This window comes from Streptomyces sp. NPDC006193 (assembly GCF_040613915.1).
Taxonomy (GTDB): domain Bacteria; phylum Actinomycetota; class Actinomycetes; order Streptomycetales; family Streptomycetaceae; genus Streptomyces.
This window is the reverse complement of sequence record NZ_JBEXTB010000008.1, coordinates 37,408-49,186: the sequence shown is the minus strand read 5'-3', so window position 1 is coordinate 49,186 and position 11,779 is coordinate 37,408. Positions and strand designations below refer to the sequence as shown.

Annotated in this window: 6 protein-coding genes; 5 read left to right on the top strand and 1 reads right to left on the bottom strand. The window is 73.9% G+C overall.

The features are described 5' to 3' along the window. Nucleotides 1-150: 150 nt before the first annotated feature. Nucleotides 151-591 carry a MarR family winged helix-turn-helix transcriptional regulator gene (locus tag ABZ261_RS11085; protein ID WP_356857656.1) on the bottom strand — a complete coding sequence of 147 codons (441 nt, stop codon included), beginning with the start codon at nt 589-591 and terminating at the stop codon, nt 151-153. A gap of 758 nt (nt 592-1,349) precedes the next feature. On the opposite strand from ABZ261_RS11085, the gene ABZ261_RS11080 reads away from it, so the two are divergent. The 5 genes from ABZ261_RS11080 (at nt 1,350) to ABZ261_RS11060 (ending at nt 11,778) form a co-directional block, all read left to right on the top strand. Then, the gene (locus ABZ261_RS11080) at nt 1,350-3,179 is read left to right on the top strand and encodes a non-ribosomal peptide synthetase (protein WP_356857654.1); all 1,830 of its coding nucleotides are present in this window, start codon (nt 1,350-1,352) and stop codon (nt 3,177-3,179) included. A 70-nt stretch (nt 3,180-3,249) separates the two neighbouring features. Next, nucleotides 3,250-7,860 (top strand): amino acid adenylation domain-containing protein, encoded by a 4,611-nt coding sequence (locus ABZ261_RS11075; protein WP_356857652.1) that lies wholly within the window; start codon nt 3,250-3,252, stop codon nt 7,858-7,860. Nucleotides 7,861-7,976: 116 nt separating this feature from the next. Beyond that, nucleotides 7,977-9,197 carry a 3-deoxy-7-phosphoheptulonate synthase gene (locus tag ABZ261_RS11070; protein ID WP_356857650.1) on the top strand — a complete coding sequence of 407 codons (1,221 nt, stop codon included), beginning with the start codon at nt 7,977-7,979 and terminating at the stop codon, nt 9,195-9,197. Next, nucleotides 9,194-11,179, top strand: coding sequence for an anthranilate synthase family protein (locus ABZ261_RS11065; RefSeq protein WP_356857648.1), 1,986 nt, complete (start codon nt 9,194-9,196; stop codon nt 11,177-11,179). The genes ABZ261_RS11070 and ABZ261_RS11065 overlap by 4 nt, the downstream gene beginning before the upstream one ends. Further along, entirely contained in the window at nt 11,176-11,778 is a 603-nt protein-coding gene (locus ABZ261_RS11060) for a flavin reductase family protein (RefSeq protein ID WP_356857646.1), read from the top strand. Before ABZ261_RS11065 ends, ABZ261_RS11060 begins: the two co-directional genes overlap by 4 nt. Nucleotide 11,779: the final 1 nt, after the last annotated feature.

The following is an 11,779-nucleotide window of genomic DNA, read 5'->3' as shown; positions in this document are numbered from 1 at the left end:
CCCCTGGCGGCCGCCCGCGAGCGCGGACGGCCGCCAGGGGCGTGCGGCGTCGTCGTTCTACCGGCCGACCGGACGCGGCGCGCCCTGCCGATGACGGACCGCCGGCCGGGAGGGCCGGCGCGCTGTGCGCCGACGTCCGTGAGCGGCGGCTCAGCGGTGCGCGTCCAGCGGCTCGAGGTACGGCTCCAGGGCGCCGGCGACCTTGTGGCACAACTCGACGAACATCGCCCGCTCGCCCGGGCTCAGGGTGGCCCCCACGATGCGGGCGTTGTCGCGCCGCTGCTCCGCGACGCGGGTGAGGAAGGCTTCGCCGGTCGGCGTGAGCGAGGTGGTCAGTTCACGCCGATCCTCGCCGAGCGTCTGCTGCCCCACGAGCCCGAGGTCCTTCAGCACCCGCAGCGCCTTGGACGTGGTCGCCCGGGACACCCCGAGCGAGGAACTCAGGACCGAGGGCGTCATGGGACCGCGGATGCGCAGCAGTTCGAGCACGTCGTACTGCTGCCAGGTGACGCCTTCCGGATTGGAGCGGGTGCGGCGGGCGACCAGGATGCACTGCAGGTGGGAAAGCGCGTCCTCGAGTTCGCCTGGCACGGCCGAGGTCTCGGACGCGCGCTGTGGACTGTCGGTTCGGGTCATCAGCGCCCTCGGATGATGCGGTCGGGAAGAGGCACGGCGGTCCGCCCGGGGCGGGAGCGGTCGGCGGCGGCCTCCGATTGGTTACCCATTATCAACGATCGAGGGGTGCGCGTATACCTCTGTCCGCGCCAAACGGCTCCCCATCCCAAAAATGATTACCCTTCGGAAATCAGTTTGCGCGCGGTCGAGCCGGCGCGGCCGTGGGGGCCGGGAGTTCGCCGGACGGCACGGACTTCGGGCCCCGTGACGGGAAGCGATCCCTCCGGATATGGCGCGAGGCGTGTCGCGCCTTCGGGGATCGGACGGAATGCTTTCCTCCAAGAAATGAGTTGTTGAAGATTTTGTCAACATTCCACTTGCTTTCCGGCCGGAAAGCAAGTGGCCGAAAGTGGATGCGGGGTGCGGCGGCTCACAGCGTGCGAAGGTGGGTCGTAGTAGCTGTGGCCCTTGGATTCCATGAGAGTTCGACGGCTCAGGCATGGCCGCCGGGAGTGGGGGCAGGAGCACACCGGACGGGGAACGGGTGCTGATCCGGCCGCTCCAAGATCGGGGTTGACACCTCGAAGAGTCCGGACCTAACGTGATTTCCGAACAGCAATCATCCCCTTTCAGGTGATTTGTGCTTATCCCTTGAAAAGCCAGTCACTGGACGTCGAGATGTGCTCGTCGCTGTGGACGCCCGGTGGCCCCCGCCAGCGAGGCAAGGAGCACGTGTGCTCACGGAAGATGCATTAGGCGAGACGCGTCCCGCTGTTTCCCTGACCCTCACCGACGGTTTCGACCGCACGGTGCGCAGCGCCGGCCACGAGGTGGCCCTCGTCTCCGGCGCCGAGACCGTGACCTACCGGCAGCTCGACGAGCGGGCGGAGCGCGTGGCCCGCGCGCTGATCGCCCGCAAGGTGGAGCCCGGCGACCGGGTCGGCGTGCACCTGCGCCGCTCTCCCGACCTCTACGCGGTCATGCTCGGCGTCCTCAAGGCGGGCGCCTGCGTGGTGCCGATCAACCCGGACCACCCCGCGCCGTTCGTCTCCCGTGTCGTGGCCGAGTCGGCGCCCCGGGCCGTCGTGCACGACACGGGAGCACCGGGCGTCACGGCCACCGCCGGCGGCCCCCTGTCCGTACCGGTCGAGGAGCTCACCACAGGCGCCGAACCGGACGACGGCACTCCGCTGCCCACGGTGTCCGACCCGGAGAGCACCGCCTTCGTGATGTTCACCTCCGGATCCACCGGCCGGCCCAAGGGCGTGCGCATCGCCCACCGCGGGCTCGCCCGGCTCGGCCCGTACTGCGGGGAACTGCGCATGAGCCCGCAGGACTGCCTCATCCAGTCCGCGGCGTTCTCCTTCGCCGCGTCCACCATCGAGATCTGGCTCGCCTTCCTGCACGGTGCACGACTCGTCGTGATGCCGCACGGACTGCCCAGCCTCCCCGCCCTCAAGGACGCGATCGTCCGGCACGGCGCGACCGCCCTCTCCCTGCCCTGCGGTCTGTTCAACCTCCTGGTGGACGAGGAGCCGGAGTGCCTGGGCGGCCTGCGGCTGATCCTGCTCAGCGGCGACTTCCCGTCGCCGGAGCACCTGAGCCGCGCGGCACGGTCGACGCGGGCGGTCGTCTACAACGGCTACGGCTGCACCGAGAACTCCTCCATCACCGCCCTCCACCCCATCCGCAGCGCCGACGACGTCACCCGCGAGGAGCGGGTGCCGGTCGGCCGCCCCCTGCCCGGGGTCACCCTGGAGGTCCTCGACGAGGCGCTGCGGCCCTGCCCGCCCGGCACACCCGGACAGCTGGCCGTCGGCGGCCTCGGACTCGCCCAGGGCTACCTCGGCGACCCCGAACTGACCGCCCGCAAATTCGTCACGGGGCCCGACGGACGGCCGCGCTACCTGACCGGCGACCTGGCCCGCACCACCGCCGACGGCGACGTCGTCCTCGTCGGCCGCGCCGACAGCATGGTGAAGATCCGCGGCTACCGCGTCGAACTGACCGCCGTGACCCTCGCCCTGCGCGCCCTCGACGGGGTCGGCGACGCCGTGGTCAAGGCGTTCCCCGAGGACGCCGGCGACAAGTCGCTCACCGCCTTCTACACCACCCCCGACGGACGGCCGCTCGACGCCGCCGACCTGGCGCGCCGGCTGGGCGGCGAACTGCCCTCCTACATGGTCCCCTCCTCGTTCCACCACCTCGACGACCTGCCGAGGAACGTCAACGGAAAGGTCGACCGGTCCGCGCTCACGGACCCGTCGGCGACCTCCCACAAGCCGAAGAAAGGTGACACAGCCATGCAGAACCCGCTCGAGACCGTCGTCCTCCAGGCGTGGAAGGACATCTCCGGCGCCGAGGACTTCACCACCACCGACTCCTTCCTCGGCCACGGCGGGAACTCCCTGCACTTCGTCCAGCTCGCCTCCAGGCTGCAGAAGATATTCGGCGTCGAGGTGAGCACCGAGGACGTCTTCCGGCACGGCACCGTGGAACAGCTGGCCCGTTTCGTCGAGCAGTCACGGGACGCCGGGCGCGACCACGCCGCGCAGGCCCAGTAGGCGTCACCCGGCTGCGGCCGTGCGGCGCCCGGCGCTGACGGCCGGTGGATCTCGCAGAGGACAACGACCGGTGAAATCCCCCCTCGAAACCGCCGTACTCGACCTTGCCCGGACCACCCTCGGCTGTGCCGGCCTCACCGCGCACGAACCGCTCGCCGACCGGTGCCCGCACCCCGGCCTGCTCGACGGCCTCGCCTCCACGCTGACCGCCGTCTTCGCCGTCGAGGTGACCGGCGCGGAGCTCGCGGCCGGCGCCACCGCCGCCGACGTGGCCGAACGCCTGGCCGAACGGCGCGGCACGCCCCGGCAGCCGGAGCTGCGCGCCGGGCTCGCCCGGCGCGACGGGCAGGCCGTGGAGGCGTCCTTCGGCCAGAGCGGCATCTGGCTGATCGACCAGTACCTGCCCAACCCGGCCGCCTACAACGGCCCCTTCCACGTCCGGCTGCCGTTCACCGCCGACCCCGAGCGGCTGCACGCGGCCGTGCGCGGAGTCCTGCGCCGCCAGGACATCCTGCGCACCACCTACGCCCTGCGCGACGGCGTGCTCGTGCAGACCGTCTCGGAGGACGACGACGCCGTCGTCTTCGAGGTCGCCCGCTACGGCGACGACAAGGAACTCGACGCCCTCGTCCACCGGGTGGCCAACCTCCGCCTCGACCTGGAGCGGGGACCGGTCATCGCCGTGACCTGCGCGCTGGGCCCCGCGGACCGGTCGGCGCTGATCTGCAACATCCACCACATCGCCTCCGACGCCGCCTCCGCCGGCATCTTCCTGCGCGAACTCCTCGACGCCTACGACCGCCTCGGCCGCGGCCTGCCCGTCGAGGCCGATCCGGCACGGCCCACCTACGCCGACTTCAGCCAGTGGTACCGGGACCGGATGACCCCCGAAGCCCTGACACGCTCCCTCGACCACTTCGCCGACCGGCTCTCCGGGGAACTGCCGGTGCTCGACCTGCCCACCGACCGCCCCCGCCCCCCGGTGCAGCGCCATCGCGGCGGCGCCCTCCCGCTGCACCTCCCGGCCGCCCTGGCCGACGACTTCGAGGCGCTCGCCCGGGCCGAGGGGGTCACCCTCTTCATGGCCCTCGTCGCCGCGTACGCCGTCTTCCTCTCCCGGCACACCGGACAGCGGCGGGTGCTGATCGGCAGCCCCGTGTCGCTGCGCGACGAACCGGCCACCCACGACCTGATCGGCTACTTCGTCAACCTGATCGTCCTGCAGCAGGAGATCGACGACCGGATGACCGTCCGGGACGTGCTCCGCCGGGCCGGTCAGGAGGTGAGCGACGCGCTGCGGCACAAGTGGGCGCCCTTCGACAAGGTCGTCGAGCGGCTCCAGCCGCCCCGCAGCAGCGGCTACACCCCGCTCGTGCAGACCATGCTCGTGCTCACCCAGAGCGGCTCCGGCCGCATCCCGCACGGCGGCGCCGAACTGCGCATCGAACGCGGCGCCGCCCACGGCGCCAAGTACGACCTGTCCCTGGTCTTCGAACGCGACGTCGACGGCCTGCACGGCCTGGTCGAGTACGACGCCGACCTCTTCGACGAGGCGACCGTACGGGCCCTGGGCGGGCGGCTGCGGCACCTGATGGAGCAGTTCGTCCGGCGTCCCGACGCGTCCCTGCACGAACTCGAGGCGCTCGGCGAGGACGAGCGGCGCACCGTGCTGGCCCGCGGGGACCGCACCGCGTTCGCCTCGCACGACGCGCCCGTCACCGAACTCTTCGAGGCCCAGGCCGAGGCGACCCCCGACGCCGTGGCCCTGGAGGACGGCGACACCGCCCTGACCTACCGCGAGCTCGACGAACGCGCCAACCGGCTCGCCCACGTGCTGCGCGCCTCGGGCGCGGCGGCCGGAACCCGGATCGGCGTCTGCCTGCCCCGCGACCAGACCATGATCGTCGCCCTGCTCGCGATCCTGAAGACCGGAGCGGCGTACGTGCCGCTCGACCCGTCCTACCCCAGACAGCGGATCACCCACACGCTGCGCGACGCCGGCGTCCGCCTGACCGTCACGGACAGCTCGCTGGCCGGCGAACTCCCCCCGGAAGAGCCCCTGTTCGTGCTGGACCGGCACGGCGAGCGGATCGCCGCGGCGCCCGCCACCGGACTCGGCCGAACCAAGACGCCCGACGACGAGATCTACGTCGTGCACACCTCCGGCTCCACCGGTCTGCCCAAGGGCGTGGTCATCGCCGACCGGACCGTCGCCAACCTCGTGCGGGCCCAGCACACCTGCTCCCCGAACGGCGCGACCGGGCGGACCCTGCAGTACATGTCGCTGTCGTTCGACGTCTCCGTGATGGAGATCGTCGGCACCCTGTGCGTCGGCGGCACCCTGGTGCTGGTCCCCGAGGAATTGCGCAAGGACCTGCACGCCCTCGCCGGGTTCCTCGCCGAACGGCGTGTCACCCGCGTGTACCTGCCCTACATCGCGCTGCAGCAGCTGGCCTCCCTGGCCACCGACGCCGGGCTGCGCCTGGACGACCTGCGCGAGATCACCTCCGTCGGCGAGGCCCTCGTCGTCTCCCCGCAGATCAGGGAGTTCTTCACCCGCCACCCGGCCGCCCGCCTGGTCAACATGTACGGCCCGTCGGAGACCCACCTGGCGAGCTGGCACCCGCTCACCGGCTCGCCCGCCGCCTGGCCCGACACCCCGCCGATCGGCCGCCCGGTGGACGGGGTGCGGCTGGTGGTCCTCGACGCCCACCTGCGGCTCACGCCCCCCGGCGTCCCGGGCGAGCTGTACATCGGCGGACCCGTGCTGTCCCCCGGCTACCGCAACCGGCCCGGGGAGACGGCCCGCCGCTTCCTCCCGGACCCGTTCGGCGGCCCCGGCGACCGGCTCTACCGCACCGGCGACCTGGTGCGCTGGAACGCCGCCGGCGACCTGGAGTACCTCGGCCGGACCGACGACCAGATCAAGATCCGCGGCTACCGGATCGAACCCGCCGAGATCGAGGCCGCACTCGACGACCTGGACGGCGTCGCCTCCTCCGCGGTCGCCGCGGTGGACGTCGCCCCCGGCGACCGCAGGCTCGTCGCGGTCCTGGAGTCCTCCCGCACCTGGGACACCGCGGAGCTGCGCCGCGCGGTGTCCGGCACGCTCCCCGACTACATGGTGCCCGCGCTCGTGGTGCAGGTCGGGCACATGCCGACGACCCCGAGCGGGAAGATCGACCGCCGGGCCGTCGCCGGCCTGGCCGCCGCCCGGGCGAGCGAGGCGCACACCGCGCCCGCGGAGCCCGCCCGGCCGCCCCGGCCGGGGCTCGAGGAGCGGATCGCCCGCGAGTGGGCGGACGTGCTGAAGGTGGCCGCGGTCGGCCGGGACGAGGACTTCTTCTCCATCGGCGGGAACTCGATCATCGCCACCGAACTGGTCTACCGGCTGCGCCGGTCGTTCGGGCAGGAGCTCTCCCTGCGCGCCCTGTTCGAGAACCCGACGGTGGAGGGCATGGCCGCCCGGCTGGGCGGCGGCGACGCCGGCGGCGGCACGCCCACCGCCGACGCGCTGCGGGCGGACGCCACGCTCCCCGACGACCTGCCCGTCGTGACCGGCACACCCGTGCCGGTCGCGCAGGCCGGCGACGTCCTGCTCACCGGCGCGACCGGATTCCTGGGCGTCTTCCTGCTGCGGGAACTGACCTCGCGGCCCGGCGGCCCGGTGCACTGCCTGGTGCGGGCGGCGGACGCACAGGCCGGCATACGGCGGCTGCGGGCCACCGCCGGACGCTACCGGCTCCAGGAGCGGATCGACTGGGACCGGGTGCGCGCCGTGCCCGGCGACCTGAGCCGGCCCCGGTTCGGCCTGCCCGGCCAGGAGTACGACGCGCTGGCCGCCGCCGTCGACGTCGTCTACCACGCGGCCGCGCACATCAACTTCGTGCTGCCGTACGCCTCGGTGAAGCCGACGAACGTGGACGGCTTCCGCCACGTCGTCCGCTTCGCCGCGACCGGCCGGCCCAAGCACCTGCAGTACATGTCCACCATCGCCGTGTTCGCTCCGGGCGAGGCGCCCGACGGCACGGTGCTCACCGAGGACGACGTGCCCGAGGCGTGCGAACGGCTGGGCATCGGCTACACCCAGAGCAAGTGGGTCGCCGAACGCATCGCCCACGCGGCCCGCGCCCACGGCGTGCCCGTCACGGTCCACCGCATCGGGCGCATCTCGGGCGACAGCGTCACCGGCGCCTGCCAGAGCGACGACTTCCTGTGGCGGCAGATCAAGAGCTTCGTCGAGCTGGGCTCGGCCCCGCCGGCCGAGGACCTCACCACCGATCTGCTGCCCGTCGACTTCGTCGCCCGCGCCGTCGTCGCCCTCTCCCGCCACCCCGCCGCCCACAACCGCACCCTGCACGTCTTCCACCCCAGCGGATCGGACTTCACCCCTGTCCACGCGGCCCTCCGCGCGGAAGGCCGCCCCCTCGAGATCGTCCCCGCCGACACCTGGCTGTCCCGGCTGGAGGAGTCCGCCCGGCGCCCCGGCGGCAACGCCCTCGCGGCAGCCGTGCCCCTCTTCCGCGAGGGCGCCCTGGAACTGGGCGACAACGCCTACGGCAACGCGGCCACCACCCGCCTGCTGACGGAGCTGGGGCTGTCCTGGCCCGCCATCGACGAGCAGGCGATCGCGCGGATGATCCGGTACTTCCGCTCCGTCGGAGAGCTGGCCGGCGACTGAGGAGACCCCTGCGTCACCCGGCCGTCCCACGGCGCCGCACACCCGCCGGCGCCCCCGACCATCCATCCCAGGGCAATCGCCGAGGCGGTCGCCGGACACCGAAAGCACGAGCAGCCATGCCCACGAGCTCTCGCACCGACACCGAACACGACACCCTCGTACAGTCCGTCGTCGCGGCGCTCCCGGCCCAGCAGCAGCCGGAGTGGCCCGACGCCGGGCGCCTCGCCCTCGTGCACGCCGAACTGGCCCGCGCGGATCCGCTGGTGACGTACGACAGCGTGCGCGCCCTGCGCCGGCTGCTGGCCCGTGCCGCCGAGGGCGAGCTGTGCGTCCTGCAGGCCGGTGACTGCGCAGAGGACCCCGCCGAGAGCGGCCCGGCTGAGCTGGCCCGCAAGGCCGAGATGCTGGACGTCCTCAGCGACATCGTGCGCACGGGCGCCGGACGCCCGGTCCTCCGGGTGGGCCGCCTCGCCGGCCAGTACGCCAAACCCCGCTCCCAGCCGGAGGAACTGCGCGACGGCGTCCGGCTCCCGGTCTACCGCGGCCCCATGGTCAACGCCCCCGACTTCGACGCCGACGCCCGACGGCCCGACCCCGCCCGCATCCTGAGCTGCCACCGGGCCGCCCGGCGGGCCATGGAGTCCCTGGACCGCCTGGGCCGCGGCGAGGGCGCGCCCGCCGACACCCGGGTGTGGACCAGTCACGAGGCACTGCTGCTCGACTACGAACTGCCGCTGGTACGCCGGCACCGCGACGGCGGCAGCTACCTGGCCAGCACCCACTGGCCGTGGGTCGGCGAACGCACCCGGCAGCCGGACGGAGCCCACGTACGGCTGCTGGCGGAGGTGGACAACCCGGTCGCCTGCAAGATCGGCCCGACCACGACCGTGGAGCAGGTGCTCGCCCTGTGCGCCGCGCTCGACCCGGAGCGCTCACCGGGCCGGCTCTCCCTCGTCGCCCGGTTCGGGGCCGCCCGCATCGACGCCCTGGCCCCCCTGGTGCGCGCGGTGCGGCGCGCCGGTCACCCGGTGCTGTGGCTGTGCGACCCGATGCACGGCAACGGCGAACGCACCGCGCAGGGACTGAAGACGCGCCGGCTCACCGCCGTGATGGCGGAGATCAGCCGCTTCGTGGACATCGTCACCGCCGAGGGCGGCCGCGGCGCCGGACTGCACCTGGAGGCCACCCCCGACGACGTCGCCGAGTGCACGGGCGCCGGATTCACCCCGGCCCCCGGCCCGGCCTACCGCACCCTGTGCGACCCCCGGCTGAACCTCATCCAGGCCGTCGCGGCGACCGCCTACTGGCGGCTGCCCGCCCTGGAGGCCGCCGCATGAGCGCGCCGTCCACGCACCCGAGCGGCCTCGCCGCCCTGCTGCCCCCACCGGGCGCCCCCTTCGCCGTCCTGCACCGGCCGGGCGCCGGACACCCCGGCGTGGAGATCCTCAGCGGACCCGTGCGCACCGCCGCCACCCTCGACGAACTGCGCCTGGACGACGGCTCCGGCGCGCCCCCGGGGCCGAACGGTCCCGAGCCGGCGCACCGCGTGCTCGCCCTGGTGCCGCACCGGCAGATCGCCGAACGCGGCTTCGCGGCCCCCGACGACGGCACCCCGCTGCTCGCCATGGACATCACCGCCCAGCACACCGTGCCCCTGGAGCGGATGCTGGAACTCCTGCCCGACCGCACCCTGCACGTCGAGCAGCGGGGCTTCGACCTCGACGACGACCGGTACGCGGCCGGTGTCGAGGCGCTCACCCGCCGGGAGATCCAGCGGGGGGAGGGCGCCAACTTCGTCCTCGCGCGCAGCCTGTACGGCCGGATCCGCGACTTCGACCGGACCCGGGCCCTGGCCGCGCTGCGCCGGCTGCTGACCGCGGAGAGCGGCGCCTACTGGACCTACCTGGTCTGCACCGGCGACCGGTACCTGGTCGGCAGCTCCCCCGAGCAGCAGGTGCGGGCGGTCGGCTCACGGGTGTCGATGAACCCCATCAGCGGGACGTACCGCTACCCGCGGGGCGGCGGCCCGGACCGCGAGGGCCTGCTCCGGTTCCTCGCCGACCCCAAGGAGATCCACGAGCTGTACATGGTCGTGGACGAGGAACTGAAGATGATGACCGAGCTGTGCGGCCCCCGGGTGCGCGTGTCGGGCCCCACGCTCGCGTGGATGTCACGCCTCGCCCACACGCAGTACCACCTGCACGGCGAGTCCCCGCTGCCCCTGACGGACATCCTGCGCGGCACGCTGCCCGCGCCCACGGTGACGGGCAGCCCGGTGGAGAACGCCTGCCGGGTCATCGCCCGGTACGAGCCGGGCGGCCGGGGCTACTACAGCGGTGTGCTGGCGCTGGCCGGCCGGGAAGGGGGACACCGCGCCCTGGACGCGGTCATCGTCCTGCGCACCGCCGACATCGCCGCGGACGGGACCGTACGGCTGACCACCGGCGCGACCGTGGTGCGCGACTCGGCGCCCCGCGAGGAGGCCGCGGAGACCACCGCGAAGGCCGCGGGGCTGCTCACCGCGCTGACCCGCGACGACACCGGCCGGCCCCCGGCGCCGGCTCCCGGCGCGCCGGACGGCTCGCTGGGCGACGATCCGGCGGTGCGCTCGGCGCTGCGCTCCCGCAACGACGGCATCGCCTCCTTCTGGCTCGGCGGCGCGGCGCGTCCGACGGCGCCCTCACGCCGCGGGCCCCGGGTGGTGGTGATCGACGCGGAGGACCGGTTCACCAGCATGCTCGCGCAGCAGCTCCGCGCCGTCGGCTGCGAGGTCGGCGTCCACCCCTGGTGGTCGGTCCCCGGCGAGGCCGACGACCCCGGCGCCGTGCTGCTGCTGGGGCCGGGGCCCGGCGACCCCCGGGACGTGGCCGACCCGCGCGTCGCACGGCTGCGGTCCCTGGCCGCCCGGCGGCTCGGCCGGCGGCTGCCGCTCGCCGCGGTCTGCCTCGGCCACCAGGCCGTCTGCGGGGTGCTGGGCCTCAGCCTGGTCCGGCTCCCGCAGCCCCGCCAGGGCGCGCGGATGAACGTCCGCCTGTGGGGCCGCGACCGGCGGGTCGGCTTCTACAACAGCTTCACCGCACGCTCCGACACCGACCGCTGCGCACTGCCCGGACCGGACGCCACGGCCCGCGTGTGGCGGCGGGACGGACCGGACGTGATCGCGCTGGACGGCCCAGGGCTGGCCACCGTCCAGTTCCACGCCGAGTCGCTGCTCACCGAGGACGGCCCGCAGATCCTGCGCGAACTGGTCGACCGGGCCGGCCGGACCGAGCGGCGCACCGGGGTCCTGACGTCCCGCCGAGCCGAGGAGCACGCGTGAAGACACCCGCAACCGCCGTCGCCCCGGCCGGCGCCGCCTGCGACCCGCGCGAACTGCGGCGCGCCCTGGGCCACTTCGCCACCGGCGTCACGGTGGTGACCTGCCGGCGCGGCGCCCTGCTGCACGGGGCGACGGTGAACTCCTTCACCTCGGTGTCGCTCGATCCGCCGCTCGCCCTGGTCGCCCTGGGCCGCGGCACCCGCGCCGCGGCCCTGCTGGACGCCGGTCCCTTCGTCGTCAACCTCCTCGGCGAGCACCAGCAGGACCTGGCCCTGCACTTCGCCGGCCGCCCGTCGGCGCGTGCCGTGCCGTGGGTGGACGGCGACGGCGACCGGCCCCGGCTGGAGGGCACCCTCGGGTACCTCGTGTGCCGCCCCTGGCGCACCTACGACGGAGGCGACCACACCCTGCACGTCGGCCGCGTCGAGGAGTTCGCCGCCACCGGCGGCCGGCCGCTGCTGTTCTACCGCGGCGTCTTCCCCCGTCTGATGCCGGACGGGCCCGGACCGGAGGGACCCGCCGCGGCGTGGTCGCTCTGCCTGGACGGGCCGGGACCGGCCATGGAGCAGTTCGTCACCGATCACGAGACACGGAAGTAGG

Bases quoted from the DNA above. Each gene is read 5' to 3' on its own strand.
- ABZ261_RS11065 (WP_356857648.1), top strand. From the start codon at position 9,194: ATGAGCGCGCCGTCCACGCACCCGAGCGGCCTCGCCGCCCTGCTGCCC.
- ABZ261_RS11070 (WP_356857650.1), top strand. From the start codon at position 7,977: ATGCCCACGAGCTCTCGCACCGACACCGAACACGACACCCTCGTACAG.